At 45.0% G+C, this 17,358-nt stretch carries 12 protein-coding genes and 1 tRNA gene; 3 read left to right on the top strand and 10 right to left on the bottom strand.

The genetic code is table 11. The annotated features are described in order from the left end of the window. Window positions 1–86: 86 nt before the first annotated feature. The 5 genes from Q1A18_RS00965 to Q1A18_RS00945 all read right to left on the bottom strand — a co-directional run bounded on the left by Q1A18_RS00965 (window position 87) and on the right by Q1A18_RS00945 (window position 5,292). Window positions 87–1,103: a FecR domain-containing protein gene (locus Q1A18_RS00965; RefSeq protein WP_299576403.1), complete on the bottom strand. Its 1,017-nt coding sequence runs from the start codon at window positions 1,101–1,103 to the stop codon at window positions 87–89. Window positions 1,104–1,296: 193 nt separating this feature from the next. Next, complete coding sequence (locus Q1A18_RS00960) at window positions 1,297–1,905, bottom strand: RNA polymerase sigma-70 factor (protein ID WP_299576401.1); 609 nt, start codon at window positions 1,903–1,905, stop codon at window positions 1,297–1,299. Window positions 1,906–2,068: 163 nt separating this feature from the next. Further along, window positions 2,069–3,379 (bottom strand): sulfatase, encoded by a 1,311-nt coding sequence (locus Q1A18_RS00955; RefSeq protein ID WP_299576399.1) that lies wholly within the window; start codon window positions 3,377–3,379, stop codon window positions 2,069–2,071. A gap of 182 nt (window positions 3,380–3,561) precedes the next feature. After that, the gene (locus Q1A18_RS00950; protein WP_299576397.1) at window positions 3,562–3,798 is read right to left on the bottom strand and encodes a glycoside hydrolase family 97 C-terminal domain-containing protein; all 237 of its coding nucleotides are present in this window, start codon (window positions 3,796–3,798) and stop codon (window positions 3,562–3,564) included. A 54-nt stretch (window positions 3,799–3,852) separates the two neighbouring features. Continuing rightward, the gene (locus Q1A18_RS00945) at window positions 3,853–5,292 is read right to left on the bottom strand and encodes an arylsulfatase (RefSeq protein WP_299576395.1); all 1,440 of its coding nucleotides are present in this window, start codon (window positions 5,290–5,292) and stop codon (window positions 3,853–3,855) included. Between the two features lie 697 nt (window positions 5,293–5,989). Here Q1A18_RS00945 and Q1A18_RS00940 point away from each other — a divergent pair. Then, window positions 5,990–6,724: a glucose 1-dehydrogenase gene (locus Q1A18_RS00940; protein WP_299576393.1), complete on the top strand. Its 735-nt coding sequence runs from the start codon at window positions 5,990–5,992 to the stop codon at window positions 6,722–6,724. 240 nt (window positions 6,725–6,964) lie between these two features. Next, on the top strand, window positions 6,965–8,017 hold the full coding sequence (locus Q1A18_RS00935; protein WP_299576391.1) for a serine hydrolase domain-containing protein: 1,053 nt from the start codon (window positions 6,965–6,967) through the stop codon (window positions 8,015–8,017). A 107-nt stretch (window positions 8,018–8,124) separates the two neighbouring features. On the opposite strand, the gene Q1A18_RS00930 is transcribed toward Q1A18_RS00935, so the two are convergent. Next, entirely contained in the window at window positions 8,125–8,715 is a 591-nt protein-coding gene (locus Q1A18_RS00930; protein ID WP_299576389.1) for a DUF3365 domain-containing protein, read from the bottom strand. 1,058 nt (window positions 8,716–9,773) lie between these two features. Then, window positions 9,774–10,145: a cation transporter gene (locus tag Q1A18_RS00925; protein WP_299576387.1), complete on the bottom strand. Its 372-nt coding sequence runs from the start codon at window positions 10,143–10,145 to the stop codon at window positions 9,774–9,776. A gap of 67 nt (window positions 10,146–10,212) precedes the next feature. Between Q1A18_RS00925 and Q1A18_RS00920 the strand changes: the two genes are divergently transcribed. Further along, window positions 10,213–10,284: transfer RNA gene (locus Q1A18_RS00920), tRNA-Thr, on the top strand. 81 nt (window positions 10,285–10,365) lie between these two features. Here the strand turns inward: Q1A18_RS00920 and Q1A18_RS00915 are convergent. Genes Q1A18_RS00915 through Q1A18_RS00905 form a run of 3 tightly spaced genes read right to left on the bottom strand, consistent with a single transcriptional unit; the run spans window position 10,366 to window position 17,356 of the window. Then, the gene (locus tag Q1A18_RS00915) at window positions 10,366–12,264 is read right to left on the bottom strand and encodes an efflux RND transporter periplasmic adaptor subunit (RefSeq protein WP_299576385.1); all 1,899 of its coding nucleotides are present in this window, start codon (window positions 12,262–12,264) and stop codon (window positions 10,366–10,368) included. A 44-nt stretch (window positions 12,265–12,308) separates the two neighbouring features. After that, window positions 12,309–13,553: a TolC family protein gene (locus tag Q1A18_RS00910; protein WP_299576383.1), complete on the bottom strand. Its 1,245-nt coding sequence runs from the start codon at window positions 13,551–13,553 to the stop codon at window positions 12,309–12,311. Continuing rightward, entirely contained in the window at window positions 13,550–17,356 is a 3,807-nt protein-coding gene (locus Q1A18_RS00905) for an efflux RND transporter permease subunit (protein WP_299576381.1), read from the bottom strand. Before Q1A18_RS00905 ends, Q1A18_RS00910 begins: the two co-directional genes overlap by 4 nt. Window positions 17,357–17,358 lie beyond the last annotated feature (2 nt).

The raw sequence follows: 17,358 nt of genomic DNA, 5'->3' as shown, positions 1-17,358 counted from the left end.
GGTTGTAGAGTTGTTAATAAATTTGCTGTAGTGACTCTGCAATTTGTCAGGGAAGTGTTGGTAGCACTTTCCTGATTTGCTTTTAATTATCGCCTTTCGATAATGATTTTCTTTTTCATATATGTTCCATCTTTATTTAGTTTACGTTCTTCCATTCGATATTTCATGGGGGTTGTTAACGAAATCATCCGAAGGATTTCATCCAATTGTTCATCCTTAAACGTGGCTCTAAAGTTGTAAGCCTGTAGTTGCTCGTCCCGAATCTCAAAATCGACATTGTACCAACGAGCCAGTTTCTTTACAACCTCTGACAAGGGTTCTCCATCAAATCGCAAAAGTCCCTTGGTCCAGCTTGTATGCACGCTCGCATCAACCTGACTTACTGTTGCTTTATTTCCTAACAAGTCAAGTTCAAATTTCTCATCGGGTTTCATCGTATAGGTCAGCTGATCATTCCTATCAAGAATCTGCACCTTCCCTTGCTGTAGTACTACATTGACTGCCGTTTCATCAGCATAAGCTGCTACGTTGAAAGAAGTACCGAGTACTTGCACCGTCAATGCTTTTGTTTTAACCCGAAAGGTTTGGTTCGCTTGATGTACAACTTCAAAATAAGCTTCCCCTTCAAGCACAACATCACGATTTTCTGAAAACACCACCGGATAGCTTAACTTCGACCCGCCATTCAACCAACCTGTTGACCCGTCAGGCAACACAAATTCGGTTCTTGATCCTGCCGGAGAATGGATGGTTGCCATTACATCCGTTGCGATTTTTGGGGCATGCAACATCCAAAGGGCTGCAGCCAGCAAAAAAGGAATAAACAAGACTGCTGCAACACGCTGATAGTATTTAAAAATCGACCTTCCTGTGGATTCTTTCTTTTTAAGAGGAGTGCTTTTGAAGCGTTCCAACATAACCTGTAAGCCCGCACCGAGTGGCTGATTGGCAGGCAGACTTTCCCAATGCGCCTGCATTTCTCCATGAAGATCAGCATCCTCCTCCAATTGAAATTGCTCCTTCACGTGTTTGTAATCCGTTCGGGAATAGCTCCCGCGAACAAACCGTCCTAATCTTTCTTTATCTATTGGCTTCTCTGACATGAATTTTAGTGAAATTAATTCAAACTATTCACTCGTTATATCCTCACTTTTTGAAAACCCCTATTCTGATTGGATATTTTTTTATTTCGAGTATAAAGAAAAACGGAGAAGGGTGCCAGGAAACAGAAGATGGATGGATGCTAACTCACTAACGCATAGAGCTAAGTGCATGGAGCAAAGAGGAAAACAGAGTCTACAACTTATGAATTCGACTCCTCAAGAATAAAGAGAAAAACAAAAGGCCTCCGGGAAAGTCTTCGGCAAACCGACGCTTCAAATACTTCATGGCTTCGGTTATCTGATTTTCAACGGTCTTTACTGAAATGCCTAATTCATTCGCAATTTCAACCAACGATTTCCCATGCTTTTTACGCTGAACGAACACGTTTTTTCTTCGTTCAGGCATCTCTGCTATAAATTGATCCAGCCGCTGAATAACCAGCTGATAGTTGTTTTCAAAATCGATCGGATCGCGCCCACTATCCAACTGATCAATCAGCTCCTCTTTGAACTGGTCAACCTGAGCTTTCCGATTAAATGATTTTTTGATGGAATTATAGGCAATGGTAAATAAATATGATTGAAAAGAAGTATCTGTTTTTAGCCTTTCGCGGTTTTTCCAAACTTTCATAAAAACTTCCTGCACGATCTCTTCCGCCTCACTTTCCTGTTTCAAATAGGACACCGCAAACACAAACAGTTTCTGTCCATACTTCAAAAAAAGTTTTTCAAAAGCGGAATGATCTCCTTTTTGCAGTGAAAGCAGTAGTTCCGAGTCAATATCCCGAATGAAAGTTTTCAATAGTTAGTAGTTTTAAAGCTGTAAAGAAATAAAAAATGAATCAGCCGTAAAAAGTAAATCTCAGAAAATGAGTTTCTAAAATCACAAACAAATCTCTAGACGCTCATTAAGTGTGTTTTACCAATCACCTTTCCATTCATACTTAAAAAAGACCGCTACGCAACTATTGAATCAATTGATCTTCCTTTTCCAGATCTTCCTGCATCTGCTTGAAAATATCAGGATGCTCATCAATCACATTTTTGTGTTCTCCGAGGTCTATTCCAAGCTGGTATAATTGAGGTGAAAAAGCTACGCTATCCTTACTCCATCCCCGGCTCTTCTGAACATGCAACTTCCACTCTCCTTCGCGTATAGCTTCTGGCTGTCCGTTGCGCGCATAAAAAAGAAAAGGCCTTGGCGCCAGTTTTGATTCTTCCGGATTTTTCAAAAGTTCGAGAAGGCTAATCCCATCAAAACGTCTTTTTTGCGAGCCAGCATCTTCAAGAATATCAACAAAGGTTGGAAACAAGTCCATCAACGTAACCATCTCATCAGACACTTTATTCGCGGGAATTTCCTGCGGCCATGCAATTAATCCGGGGACGCGCTGCCCTCCTTCCCAAGTCGTTGCTTTTGTGCCTCGCAACGGCCTTGCTGAACGATTGGATATCGGGCCATTATCCGAAGAAAACACAACAATTGTATTTTCGTAAATATGCTCCTCTTTCAATGTGCGGATAATTTCGCCCATGCTCCAGTCCAGCTCCATAATAACATCACCATACAAGCCCAGCTTGCTTTTTCCGTCAAATTGCTCACTAACATGGAGTGGCGTGTGTGGCATGTTATGGGCCAAATAAATAAAAAATGGCTCTTCCCCCCGATTCTTGATCAGCTGAATACTTTCTTCGGTGTACCTCTTGGTCAGGTAACGCTGATCCGGCCCTTCTTCTATGATATCTTCATTGCGGTATACCGGCAAAGGTGGAGATTGAAAATTATTGTGTCGATAAAAATGCCCGTCCATATCGTTAGAGTACGGGACACCATAAAAATAATCGAATCCTTGATGATTAGGCATAAACTCAGGCTGATGTCCAAGATGCCATTTCCCAATGCAAGCTGTTGAATAACCATTGTCTTTAAACAATTCGGCCAGCGTATAACTTTCTGGCGGCAATCCATGCGTTGAATAAGGGAAAATCACCGCTTCATGCAAATTGGTTCTTTTAGGATACAAACCCGTTAACAGACCTGCTCGCGATGGCGTGCACACTGTAGCCGGTGCATACAAGCTGGTAAACTGAATGCCGCTCTCAGCTAAAGCATCCAAATTTGGGGTTTCAAACCCGGTTGCTCCGTAACATCCAAGATCTGAGTAACCTTGATCATCTGTAAAAAAGATGATTACGTTCGGCTTTTCATCATTCTGCCGGCAACCAAACAAAGCAACAAGCAAGGTAAAAAAAACAGTAGACCTTCGTATATGCATGGTAAGCGATTTGGGTTAAAGCTACCTGCAAAGTACTAAAACAAAAGCCAATCCCTATAGCTTTCAAAGGAAAGATTCCGTTTTTACAGGAATGACCTCCGTTGTGCTATAAAGATTGGCTTTTAAACTTTTGTCAAACGCTTTTCGAATTTGACTTAGTTATAAGCTGCAATTATTTTGAGCTATTTCTTTTTAAAAATAGCTGTCCATCCCCCTCCGGGAGCCATTTTAACATTGACTTTTGAAGCAGAATTAACATCCTGGCTTTCCTGTGCAAAGTCGGCAGCATGTTTGTCGGCATTCACACCGTCTTTCCATACACTTTTATTTCGTTGAATAAAATCGATGGCGGCTTTAGTACAGACTCCTGTTAATGATTCTGATGCTTTCGTATTAACTGATAAATCTTTAGCAGGCAAACAGGCATCCCTGAATACAAATAATGGTCCAATAACTTACTTTTTTCATTGATACTATTTTTTAGCAGTTCGCTCCTTATACTTTTTTGCAGCCACATAATTCTGGATTTTACCACCAAAAGGAAATCCTTCAGTATCTGTTCTGCTCTCTTTAAACAGCTTTTTTATCTGTTCAATAAGTTCGGGATGATCACTTGCCACATTTGTTGTCTCAAACAAGTCCTCTTCCAGGTTATAGAGTTCAATGGGAGATTCAACGCCATACCTCACTCCTTTCCATTTACCAATACGTACAGCTTGCCTAAAACCACCATCCGGAAGCTTAGTTCCCCAGCCATCAATTTGTAGCTCCCAATACAAATATTCGTGCTTGGGCTGCTCCTTTCCGGTCAATTCAGGTAAAAACGAAATTCCATCTGTTTGTTGGGGAGCATCAATTCCGGCAATTGCAGCCAAGGTTGGCATAAAGTCTTGGAACGATCCCACATGTTCAGACACCGTACCTTGTTCGATTTTATCTTTCCAATAAGCAATCAGAGGTATACGAATTCCCCCTTCATACATGTCTCGCTTATACCCTTTCAATCCTCCACAACTATTAAAAAAACGGTGGTCATGCCCACCTTCCCGATGTCCTCCATTATCGCTGGTGAAGAAAACCACGGTATTATCCAATTCGCCTGTCTCCTCCAATCTTTTTAATAGTCGTCCTATTTGTTTATCGAGTAAAGTAATACGAGCTGCATGTCGTCGTTCGGTTTCCGGCCACTCCTGATCTGCATACAATTCCTTATTTCGGGTATAACGCTCATGCCCATGAGGAATCCGATATGACATGGTTATAAAAAAAGGTTTATTCTCTTCTTTTTGATCCAGGTAATCCAAGACAAAATTGGTACGAAACTCATCGATACAGTCGTATTCTTCCTGATCATAACGAATGGAATCATGGTCTATGTTGATCCAATGTACCAGTTCATCATAGCTTTTCCCACCAAACCGGGAGGACCATTGCTCCTGTATCGCATAATCAAATCCCCGGTTCATCGCCCAAGTTGATTCATCATTCGGATCATCCAAATGCCACTTACCAATAAACGCAGTTTGATAACCTGCTCCTTTCATCATTTCCCCCAGGGTTAGCTCATCTTTCTTTAAGGGCACTCTTTTCCAAATATCATTATCATAAATCCCGCTGTTTCCACGGATACTAGCATGCCCCGCATGTTTCCCGGTCATTAATACAGCACGGGAAGGAGAGCATACAGAAGACCCCGCATAAAAACTGGTAAATCGGACTCCTTGTTGAGCCAGACTATCCAGTACGGGGGTTTTTATTTGTTGCTGCCCATAACTTCCCAGTTCTCCATAGCCCATATCATCAGCTAAAAGAAAAAGGATATTGGGCTTTTTGTCTGGAACTTTCTGCTGGTTCTCACATGAAAGTATCAAAGCTCCTCCCAGTAGAATCAAACTTATATGTAAATTATTCATCTGTACTTTTTAATATTAAATCCATCATCTTATCAAACAGATATTAGTGACAAGCTTGCTAAAGAAAATCACAAAAAAACTCTGTGATGAATTGTCTATTTATTTCAACTTAAAATACAACAGTTCATCCAGTGCTACATCAAACTCCAGGCTTTTCCCTCCTTTTACAATCTTGCCGGAGGGAGTTTCCCACTTACCTTTTGGTAACTGAACCAAGACTTTGAAAAGTTATAGAGTCGCGGATAATAATGATTGAATAATTCTTCCAAAGCCTGCTGGTTATTATCTGCAAGCTTCTTCAACACCTTATCCTGATTAAATTCTATATGCATTCGGGAAATTTGATCCCACAAACTTAAAAAAAGATCAGAATAAATGGATTTATCAAAGTCATTCTATTCATGATTCGCCAACTAAAAAATTCCTCCATTCAACCTTAGAAATTCAAAACACCTCAATATCAATCAACAAAAAAACAAACGGCTCTTCCTTTCAGCGAACATTTCATGCTTCCCGCACTTCATTTGCATTTACAACGAGACCATGAACGAGAGACTTCTTTCCGTTTTTTCATATCAGCTGCGTAAATGGTTCACAATCCACACTCGCCGGTAAATCTCAACTAAAACACGACAGGAACTGTTTCGTAAGAGTATAAAGTATCGAACAAGAGAGTTAACCATTAATGAATTACAGCATGAATCAATTAGAAAACAAAGTAGCAATTATTACCGGTGGCGCTCAGGGCATGGGAGCAACTCATGCCAAACGCTTCATTCAGGAAGGAGCCAAAGTTGTCATCACCGATTTGAATGAAGAAAAAGGGACGGCCTTGGCCAAAGAATTAGGAGAAAACTGCCTGTTTATAAAGCAGAATGTCACCCAGGCTACCGACTGGCAGCATGTCATTGAGGCTACCGAAAAAACTTTCGGCCCCGTCAATATCCTGGTAAACAATGCCGGTATCACCATGAGGAAGTCGATTCTGGAAACGACCGAGGAAGACTACCGTAGGATTGTCGAGATCAACCAGGTAGCTGTATTCTTAGGCATAAAAGCCGTAATTCCGTCCATGCAAAAAGCCCAGGATGGCTCCATCATCAATATTTCATCAATCAATGGCTTGGTGGGTGGCGCTGTCGGATACACCGACACAAAATTTGCCGTTCGTGGCTTAACCAAAGCGGCTGCGTTGGAATGTGCCCGGTATGGCATTCGGGTTAACTCTGTTCATCCGGGGGTAATTGCTACTCCAATGCTTTCGCAGGATGATACCAAAGAGGCCATCGAGAAGTTTGCCAAGCACATCCCCTTAGGCCGGGTTGCCCAACCCGAGGAAGTAACCAACCTGGTTCTTTTTCTGGCATCCGATGAATCGAAATATTCCACCGGCTCGGAGTTTATCGTCGACGGCGGTTTAACAGCCATGTAACTGTCAACCGCCCTTAAAAAGTTTCTGCCAGTGTAAGCATGCTGTCAAACACCCAAGGGTGAATTCTAAAGCCGAAAACAGCAGCGGCAGGTGAATTCCCCTGCCTCTTTGGGCTATTAAAATCAAACATTGCCCCCTCCTGCCAGCCAAACCAATTTTTATCGCTATTTTCAACAGGCCGTTTTAAAAGCATATCCAACTCAGTATCTAAATGAGATTACCTTTGGAAAACCGGACATCATGAAAAAGAAGCACCTCATACGAATTCTTCGAATAGTCATGCCCAGTGCTGCCCTGATCTGCACAGTGGTATTCGTTCCATGGATGCTGCTTAGAGCATGGCTGGCACCGCTGCCCGACAGCGTTCAGGAACAGCTAAACAACGCCATTGGGTATGGATTGGACGGCATAATTGTCTATGTGGATCAGGCGGAAAAAGAACCAGCCCTTTACAGCGCTGGCTGGAAAAACAGAGCGGACCAGATTCCGGCAGACCCACATGCCTTGTTCAAAATTGCAAGCATCAGCAAATTGTATATTGCCGTTGCTACGGCCCAATTGGTTCATGACAAACGTCTGAACCTGGACCAAACGCTTGCTGACTATTTACCGGAATTTGCCGAAAGAATTGAACATGCAGACCAAATTACCTTGAGAATGATGGTTCAGCACCGGAGTGGCATCCCAAACTACACCGATCATCCTGATTACCCCTGGACGAATCCCTACAAGAGCACCCAAGAAACCTACCAACTGGTACTGGATCAGCCAGCTGACTTTCAACCAAACGAAAAATACAGTTATTCCAACACCAATTACCTGCTGATTGGGGAAATACTTGACCGAACATTGGGCTACAGCCATCACCAATACATTAAAAATGAAATTCTGGCACCACTTGAACTGAACAACACCTACAGTTTACTAAGTGAAGTGGAACTGGACAAGGTTATGAGTGGCTACTACGTCGGTTACGAACCGGATATCAAGGGCAATGATTTTATTCAACCCGGAGGTTCGATGGTTGCAACGGCAGAAGATGTTGGCATTTTCTTAAGAGCATTAAATGATGGCTCGCTGTTGAATGAGGATGAACAGGCTATCTATTCCTCCATCTACAGCTATCACCACACCGGATTGCTTCCGGGCTATCAAAGCATTGCCAAATACCACAAAGATATTGACACGGTAGTCATCCAGTTTGTAAATACAAGCGGTGGTGACAAATGGACTTTATCAGAAATCATCTATAATCGTATTCTGAAAATTTTGAAGACTACAGAAAATTCCTGACCGGGTCGGTTTCGGGCACCTTGTCAGCAGCCATACTTGCACAATTTGAGCAGTACGAACTTTTCACCGGATCATGTCTTTCAGAACCAAGCTGGATCGGATTTAAATCAATCGTTAGCCATCTGGAATTGGATTTTCCATAATCCTCTGAGTTCATTTAACTGGTAGTTGGTCGCCTGATCATCAGGATAAAGTGCTTGTAACTTTTGAACGGTTTGCGGAGCAATTTCATTCGTGCTTCCATGGCATTGCAAGCAAGCCGGTAGCCCGATTTTTATTGGTTTGTAATACAGCAACTGATTGCCCAGGGCAACCAAGGTGTCTTTCGGCTGTCCTGATTGATGATTCCCGGCGGTCCACTGCCAAATCAAGCTGTCGGTTTGGTTCTTTAAACTGTTGCCTGTGTTGCGTGGTCGATCTGTAATCCGTTCGATGGTGCAATGATTAACCTGGCTTAGGCTGTCAGTCAGTGGAAAAGCCTTTAAGTTGCAGAAAGACACGGCATACTCGCTTCCTCCTTGCTGCATGGCCTGACCAACATGCTGGAGTAAAACAGCTTGTGTTTGATTGGAAATAGCGGCTCCCTTGGCCATTAGATCAGCATAGATTTTTTCCGAAATGGGCGGATGTTGCTTGGTCGAAGTACAGGAGAATAAACCGAGCATTGCCCCCAAAAGAAGAACTGGCATTATTTTCATAAGTGTTTTGGGTTTTAATGGTTGGTAAGGCATACGTGATTCTTTTAATATTTGTTTATGTTTAAATCAATGATACCAACAAGCTGCCTGACAAGAAGGTTCGAGAACGAACAACGAAGAAAGAGAATTTCAAAAATTTACCAGAGCTTGCCGGATTTTCGGATGGTCAGTTATCGGTTATCGGTTTTCAGTTGTCAGTTGTCAGTTATTCAGTAGTCATTATTTTTTGTTCTGTGTTGCTCTGTGAATTACTCCTGGTCACTCTGTGGTTAAAAAGTTTGTCATTAATTGTCAATGATGGTCATTGGGTATTAGTAATCGTTATTTGCGTGATGCTTTTATTAGCAGCGTTTTCTTAAACCTTAGTAGCACCATTCAATTTTTCACAAAGCAACCCTTATTACCTTATTCGAAGAGAATATGGGCTATTATCAAACACGAATGAAAATAAGCTTTATTGGCCTCCTCCTTTCACCTTTCACCTTGATTATTTAGCCTTTTCAATTAAAAATTGATTTTCAGATGTTCAGATAGTCAGATTGTGTGCGTGCGTTCATACGTTCGTTCTTGAGTTCGTGACCGTGCCTTCTGCCTTCTCTTCCCTGGCGCAGGAAGCCTATTCGATGTGGAATTACGACTATTCCTTAGCGAATAGGCTTGCTGCTGTATGGCATAGCTCCGATTCGACGTGTCAGAAGGATGATTCCACGTCGCACCATTGATATTCCCGATGGAATACACCTTATGATTTCGAGAATATCTATGATTCGATCGGGCAGCAAGCCTCTGCGCTACTGCCGAAGGTATATTCCCTGGCTCAGCATTAGGCTGCTCCATGGAATTAGACCTAAGGATTAAAGGAGAAATTAATTGATCTGAAGAAAGGAGTGCTGGAAGCAGGGACGAAAAAGACCGCCTTATTGCTTCCCCTCGTTACCGCTTCGCTCAAGCAAGGGGCAGAATCGGCAAACTTCATTATCCATAGCCTTTTAGCTGTTTTACTCATCGGGTGACTTTGAGTCGCCCGATGAGTAAAAATACAGCCTAAGCGTTCACCATTAATGGTCGTGCTTGTGATCGTGTTTTTCTGCGGCTTTTTCATTGCGATCGTATTGGCAGCAACCTGGCAGTTCGTTGTAAACTTCATCACTGGCTTTGTGCTTGGGGGTGTCGTGCCCCACTTTGGCAATGGCTTGTTGCACCTTATCCACGTTGGTTTTACTTTCATCAAAGCTGAGGGCCATCATCTTGGTTTTCTTGTCCCAATCGGCCAGGGTCACTCCTTCAACCGATTTGGCGGCTTTCTCAATGCGCTTTTCGCACATGCCGCAGTTTCCTTTTACTTTAAACTTTTCACTCTTGTTTTGGGCTAAAACGGTTCCGGCACCCATCATCACCAGGATAGCCAGCATCATCACTTTTGTTTTCATCGTACTTCTTTTTTAGGGTTACTATTTCTCTTTTTCTTGTAAGAATCAATTAATTTTACATCACTAAGCCTCTTTAGCTCAGTGGTAGAGCAGCTCACTCGTAATGAGCAGGTCGTGGGTTCGACTCCCATGAGAGGCTCCGGTTCGTTTCGGAATCAAGACGTATTGCACCCGGCTTAGTTGTAGCATCCGGCACGTCCTGATTCCGAAACTTTTTATTCTATTCCTCGCGGTACAAGCAGCATTCCGGCAAATCGTTATAAACCGCATCTGGTGCCTTGTACTCTTCGGTATCATGACCAGCTTTGGCAATGGCTAACTGCACTTTATCCGGACTCGTTTTCTTCGGGTCGTACTGCAAATGGATCATTTGTTCTTCCGCATTCCACTGGGCACTTGAAACCCCGCCAACAGCTAAAGCCGCTTTTTCAATCCGGTCTTTGCACATCTCGCAATTACCTGAAGCTTTAAAGTGGGCGTGTTCTTCCTTAGCCGGCGTAGTTGCTTGAGCAGTATAAGACAGCCGATCAAACAAGCAGCATTCCGGCAGTTCATTATATACCGAATCCGGTGCTTTGAATTTTTCGGTGTCGTGTCCTGCATTGGCAATGGCCTGTTGCACCTTCTCCGGATTGGTTTTCTTCGAATCGTATTGCAAGTGGGCCAGTTGTTGCTCCGCATCCCAATGCGCACTGAAAACGCCATTAACTGCTAGTGCCGCTTTTTCAATCCGGTCTTTGCACATTTCGCAATTACCGGCAGCTTTAAACTGAGCATGTTCACCTTGTGCGTTTGCTCCCATGTTCATATCACCGTGCTGATGGCCTGTTGATCCCATTCCTCCCTCCGGATTCATCATGCTTTGCAAGCCACGAAGCTGAGCGGAGGCATCAATCTTGAAGACGCCATTGGTGGCAATTTCCTCGCCTTCATGCAGGCCGTCGGCAACCACATAGCTGTCGCCGGCAACCGGTCCCAACACAATTTCGCGGTAAAGGAAGGAGGGCGTTTCGCGGTTCGGCACTTTCACATACACCACGGCCCGTTTCCCGGTCCATAAAATAGCGGATTTAGGAACCAGCAATTGAGCTTCGTTGGCGATCGAAGATTCCAATACGCCGGAACTAAACATGCCGGGTTTCACCTTTTGTTGTGTATTGTTCAACTCCAGACGAACCTTTGCCACACGCGTTGTTGGATCAATAAAAGGGTCGATGTAGCGTACCTTACCGGTAAAGGTTTCACCAGGTAAAGCCTGAATGGTATACTCCATTTCATCGCCTGCTTTAATCCAGGGCAGGTCATTTTCGTAGGCATCAAACATCACCCAAAGCTTACTTAAGTCGATCAGCTTAAACAATTGCTGTCCTTCTTTCACGTAATCGCCAATAGCCACATTGCGACTATTCACCGTGCCCGAAATGGGCGACAGCACATCAAAATACTGCTGCGGTGTTTTAGAGGCCTCAATCGCATCGATCTGCGCATCCGTCAGGTCCCACAACTTCAGCTTATTCCGGGCAGCCCGGTAAAGTCCCGGACGCGTTTCCCGGTAGCTCATGGCTTCCATTAGTTCGCGCTGGGCAGCCAGCAATTCCGGAGAATAAATGGTAGCCAGCTTCTCGCCTTGGCGCACTTGCTGCCCGGTAAAATTGACAAACAATTTTTCAATGCGCCCGCCAAACCGGGCCGTCAGTTCGGAGACCTTGCGCTCATCCGCCTCAACCTTTCCTTGCATGTGAATGGTTTTCTTCGGAATGGCTTTTACCACACGGCTGGTTTGCACATTGGCCAGACTGGCAGCCGATTCACTCAGCTGAATTTCATTGGGGTCAATATCTTCTCCACCGGCATTCATCGAAGCCAGCGGAATAAGATCCATCCCGCAGATGGGGCAATCGCCCGGTTTCTCCTGTTGAATCTGCGGGTGCATGGAACAGGTCCAGGTGGTTGGATCATCGGATTCATGATCATGGCCCTCATGGCCTTCGGTCAGTGACTTTGAACTTGCTGTTTCGGCTGAAGAATGAAAGAACACCCAGCCCAAAAACAGGCCAAACACTAAAGCTCCAAGCAGGAACTTATAGTTTTCTTGTATGTATTGATTAAATTTTTTCATCACAATATATTCTGATAGTCTAAAACGTTAATTGAACCTCCCGATTAATTCCCCATCAAATAATGAATCATGGAAATAGCCGCCTGTTGATCGGTTTTGGCTTTTTCCAGTTCCAGGGCATATTCCAGCAGCTTCCGGTCCATTCTCAAAATCTCTTCAAAATTCTGACTGCTGGAGGCATATTCAGTTTCCAGAATACTCAGAGAATTCTCGGCCAGCTCGGTCTGACTCAGATACAAAGCCTTTCGACGCTTCGCATCCAGGTACTCTTTCCAGGCAATTTCAAACAAGCTTTCCAGGCTGTTCGACAAGCTTTGCTTTTCAAAAGCATTCGCCGTTTCTTCATACGCTACCTGTTGCACCATCGCCTTGTACTTACTACGGTAAAGTGGTATCGTCAGGCCAAGTTTCGGAAACATAAACGAATCAGTCCCTTTGGGCTGCATTGCTCCTTTTTCAACAATGGAATAATCAATACCGAGCGAGAAGGTAGGTTTGCCCGACTTTTCAGCCAACTCCTTCTTAAAGCGCAAGGCTTCTTGTTGTAAGTCCAGGCTAAGCAGCTGGTGATTCTGATTCAGAATACTATCCAGCGCTGCCGTCTTGCTTTGGGCCATTTCGGTTTCCCAAAGTTCATCCGGCAAATCAATAGGCTGATTGCGATCGTCATTCAACAGCTTATTAAACTGAACCTGCAACACCTGCCGTTGGTCTTTCAGCAAAGCCAGTTCATTCTCCAGATCCCCCGTTTCCATTTCAAGCCGGTACTGATCCACCGCCGACACCATTCCGGCTTCGACCTTGATGGCTGCCATGCGCCGAAAACGCTCCAGCACAAGCAGGTTATCCTGAATGATACGAATGGCCTTTTCGTTGAAATAGAAATTGTAATAGGTCGCACGAACGTCATTAAACAAGGCTGACTTGGTTTCCTCAAAAAGCTCATACTTCACCTTGGCCTGTTGTACGGCCACATTTTCCCTGGCTTTCAGGGTACCAAACCACGGAAACATTTGCGTGGCCGAGAACTTGTATTGCTGAACACCAACGCGTGCTCCAGCCGGCAGCGTGAACGATGGAAAAGCCACCTGCGGATCGGGTAAAGCTTTCACCTGGGGCACTTGTTCCAAGGCTGCCATATAGTCGTAAAACCGGGCTTGCAGGTTCGGGTTGTTTTCAGCTGCCCGCACCAGGTAAGTATTCAGCTGTTCCTGTGCCCCCGCCCCCATACTAAGGAGCAGCAACAATAACATCCCGGTTAAATATTTTATAAAAGGATTCTGTTTCATGATTTTAATTTTTTAGTCCGGTTTTTCACCTGTTTTTCCTGCCACATACTGTATAAAACCGGCACCACAAACATGGTCAGCACCTCAATGGTCATTCCTCCAAACAAGGGGATAGCCATAGGCACCATAATATCTGAACCTTTCCCGGTTGAGGTAAGCACCGGAATCAGTGCAATCAGTGTCGTAGCCGTGGTCATCATAGCCGGACGCACCCGCTTGGAACCGGCTTCCAACACCATGGCCCGCACTTCGCTAATGCTTTGTGGAGTATGTTTTTCCCGAAGCTGATTGAGGTAAGTGCTGATCAGCACCCCATCATCGGTGGCTACCCCAAACAGGGCAATAAAGCCCACCCAAACGGCCACACTCAGGTTAATCGTTCCCACCTGAAACAGATCACGCAGGTTGTGCCCCGCCAAGGTTCCATTCATAAACCAAGGTTGTCCGTACAGCCAGATCATGATAAAGCCACCTGAAAGCGCAACCAGTATTCCTGAAAAAATCAGCGTGGTTGAGGTTACAGAACGAAACTGAAAGTACAGGATCAGGAAAATCACAATCAGCGAAATCGGAATCACAATAAGCAGGCGATTTGTTGCCCGAATCTGGTTTTCGTAGTTTCCGGTGAATACATAGCTCATACCGGCCGGCAACACAAACGAGCCATCTTCCAGTTTTTCATTCAGATAAGCCTGAGCATTTTCAACAACATCAACTTCGGCATAGCCTTCCTTTTTGTCGAAAATGACATAGCCCACCAGGAACGTATTTTCGCTCTTAATCATTTGAGGTCCCCGGGTATATTGCATGTCCACCAGCTCGGCCAGCGGAATTTGCATGCCCGAAGGCGTCGGAATCAAAATGGACTGCAGGTCTTCGGGGTTATCCCGAAATTCGCGGGCATAGCGCAACCGAACCGGAAAGCGTTCCCGTCCTTCTACGGTGGTGGTCAGCTGCATGCCTCCGATGGCACTTCCAATCACCGCCTGCAGGCTTTCCACAGTCAATCCGTAACGGGCCAGCGCCTTACGCTTGATGTTCAGTTCGAGGTAAGGTTTTCCAACCACCCGGTCAGCAAACACCGACATGGGCTCGACCCCTTCCACATGTTGAAGCTCCGTTTCCAGTTGCAGCCCCACTTTTTCAATGCTCTCCAAATCGGGTCCAAACACTTTAATCCCCATCGGAGCACGCATACCGGTTTGCAACATCACCAAACGTGTTTGAATGGGCTGCAGTTTGGGCGCTGAGGTCAGACCGGGAATGGTTGCCTTCTGTAAAATTTCATCCCAAATATCATCGGGTGAATGAATTTTATCACGCCACTGCCGGAAATATTCGCCATTTTTATCCTCCACCAGTCTTTCTTGTTCAATCAGGCGGAAACCTTCATCGGCCCGATTATAGGTACTGCCATCTTTCAGCACAAAAGCCCCTTCTTTATTGACTTTAAAGCGCATGCGGTGGCCGTCTTCATTCAGCATGTATTCCGGTTTGTAATTGATGACATTTTCATACATCGAAACCGGAGCCGGATCAAGCGCGGAGTTCACCCGCCCCCATTTACCAACCACCATTTCAACCTCCGGTATTGCATTCACTTTTTTATCCAGCAAGCGAATCACTTCCAGGTTTTCCTCAATACCTGAGTGCGGCATAGTTGTGGGCATCAGCAAGAAAGAACCTTCATCCAGGGTAGGCATAAACTCTTTTCCAATACCGGGAAACTTCTCACTGGCAGAAGCCCATAGCTTGGTTTCCTTCACAAATTTGGGCATAAAACCATACAGTTTGTCAACCCCTTGCCAGGCTGTGATTCCGAATAGAATAATCAAAATGGGAACACTCAAAAAGGCCCACTTGTGGTTCAAACACCATTTCAGAATCCGAGGGTAAAAACGCACAACAAGCATCAAGAATCCAAGGATGGTTCCCACGATTAAAATGACGAAGAGGAAGTTGATCAACAGGGAGTTTTGTGCCCCCAGAGGCATCCAGGCTTTGGTCAGGAAAAAAACAACCACGGCCAGCGTGATTCCCACATTGATGTAGTTCACCCACTGCTGGCGATGGGCCGGCCACCGATCAGCCAACCAACCATTGATTCCAAAAGCCGTCAGCGATAAAGCAATGTAGTTCCCCGACCACACTGCCAGGACAATACCTGCCAACACCAACAAGCCACTCCAGAGTTTTTTGGATCGACTTTTATCATATTTAATCGAAAAAACCACATGGGCAAAGGTTGGAATGAGCACCAGCCCGATCAACAAGGCAGCCAGCATGGCAAAGGTTTTGGTAAAAGCCAGCGGACGGAACAGTTTTCCTTCAGCCGCTTCCATAGCAAACACCGGCAAGAAACTGATAATGGTCGTCAGCAAAGCCGTCATTACTGCACCAGCCACCTCGGTCGTTCCTTCATAAACGACCTGCAAAAGTTGCTTTCCTTTCTTTCCGACATTTTCGGGCAGCTCAATATGCCGAATAATATTTTCGGAAAAGACCACTCCCACGTCAACCATCACACCAATGGCAATAGCAATACCTGAAAGCGCAACAATATTGGCATCCACACCAAACTGTCGCATGGTAATAAAGGTGATTAGCACGCCAATGGGCAACAAGCTGGAAATTAACAACGATGCCCGCAGGTTCAGCACCAACACTATGACCACGATGATACTGATCAGAATCTCCAAAGACAAGGCCTCTTCTAGCGTTCCCAAGGTTTCTTTAATCAGACCAGTGCGGTCGTAAAACGGCACCACTGTCACTTTCGAAACAGTACCATCGTCCAGCGTTTTCGAAGGCAGCCCCGGGCTTATTTCCGCAATTTTTTCTTTAAGATGCTCGATGGCTTCTAATGGGTTGGCTCCATAACGGGCTACCACTACCCCACCAACTGCTTCGGCGCCGCCTTTATCCAGTCCGCCACGACGTGTGGCCGGCCCAAAGTTAATTTTAGCAACATCCTTCAACCGAACCGGGACATGATCGCGCACGGCCACCACGCTTTCCTCCAAATCGCCCAGATTTTTGATGTATCCTAGGGCCCGAATCAAATATTCGGCGCGGTTAAACTCCAGGGTTCGGGCACCAATATCCAGGTTGCTGCTTTTCACGGCAGTCATAATCTGCGCAATGGTCACCCCATAAGCTTTCATCGCAGCCGGATCAATATCTACCTGGTACTCTTTTACAAATCCTCCAATGGAAGCGACCTCGGCCACCCCTTTGGCAGCCGTTAATGCATAACGCACATGAAAATCCTGAATGGTTCGCAATTCGTGCGGATCCCAACCTCCCGCCGGATTTCCATCTCTGTCGCGTCCCTCAAGGGTGTACCAGTAAATTTGGCCCAGCGCTGTAGCATCAGGCCCCAAGGCAGGTGTAGCATCTGCCGGCAAAGTGCCCGGTGGCAGCGAATTCAGCTTCTCTAAAATTCGCGTGCGGCTCCAGTAAAACTCAACATCTTCATCAAAAATGATGTAAATACTGGATAAGCCAAAAATGGAATTACTTCGAATGGTTTTCACTCCGGGAATTCCCAAAAGCGATGTGGTCAGCGGATAAGAAATTTGGTCTTCAATATCCTGTGGCGAACGGCCAGGCCATTCGGTATATACAATTTGCTGGTTTTCCCCAATATCGGGGATGGCATCAACCGGAACAGGATCATTGGGCAAAATACCAATGTCCCATCGAAAAGGTGAGTTAACCATTCCCCAGCCCACTAGAACCAGGAGCAACAGGAAGGTTACCAGCTTGTTTTCTAAAAAGAAACGAATAAATTTATTCAGCATAC

Origin of the sequence: uncultured Sunxiuqinia sp. (assembly GCF_947495665.1) — a bacterium.
GTDB classification, from domain to species: Bacteria; Bacteroidota; Bacteroidia; order Bacteroidales; family Prolixibacteraceae; genus Sunxiuqinia; species Sunxiuqinia rutila.
The sequence above is the reverse complement of the archived record's forward strand: the minus strand, read 5'-3'. Positions and strand labels throughout refer to the sequence as shown.

Coding starts and splice junctions, on each gene's coding strand:
- Q1A18_RS00965 (WP_299576403.1), bottom strand. CDS start 1,103: ATGTCAGAGAAGCCAATAGATAAAGAAAGATTAGGACGGTTTGTTCGC.
- Q1A18_RS00955 (WP_299576399.1), bottom strand. CDS start 3,379: ATGCATATACGAAGGTCTACTGTTTTTTTTACCTTGCTTGTTGCTTTG.
- Q1A18_RS00945 (WP_299576395.1), bottom strand. CDS start 5,292: ATGAATAATTTACATATAAGTTTGATTCTACTGGGAGGAGCTTTGATA.
- Q1A18_RS00940 (WP_299576393.1), top strand. CDS start 5,990: ATGAATCAATTAGAAAACAAAGTAGCAATTATTACCGGTGGCGCTCAG.
- Q1A18_RS00935 (WP_299576391.1), top strand. CDS start 6,965: ATGAAAAAGAAGCACCTCATACGAATTCTTCGAATAGTCATGCCCAGT.
- Q1A18_RS00930 (WP_299576389.1), bottom strand. CDS start 8,715: ATGAAAATAATGCCAGTTCTTCTTTTGGGGGCAATGCTCGGTTTATTC.
- Q1A18_RS00925 (WP_299576387.1), bottom strand. CDS start 10,145: ATGAAAACAAAAGTGATGATGCTGGCTATCCTGGTGATGATGGGTGCC.
- Q1A18_RS00915 (WP_299576385.1), bottom strand. CDS start 12,264: ATGAAAAAATTTAATCAATACATACAAGAAAACTATAAGTTCCTGCTT.
- Q1A18_RS00910 (WP_299576383.1), bottom strand. CDS start 13,553: ATGAAACAGAATCCTTTTATAAAATATTTAACCGGGATGTTATTGTTG.
- Q1A18_RS00905 (WP_299576381.1), bottom strand. CDS start 17,356: ATGCTGAATAAATTTATTCGTTTCTTTTTAGAAAACAAGCTGGTAACC.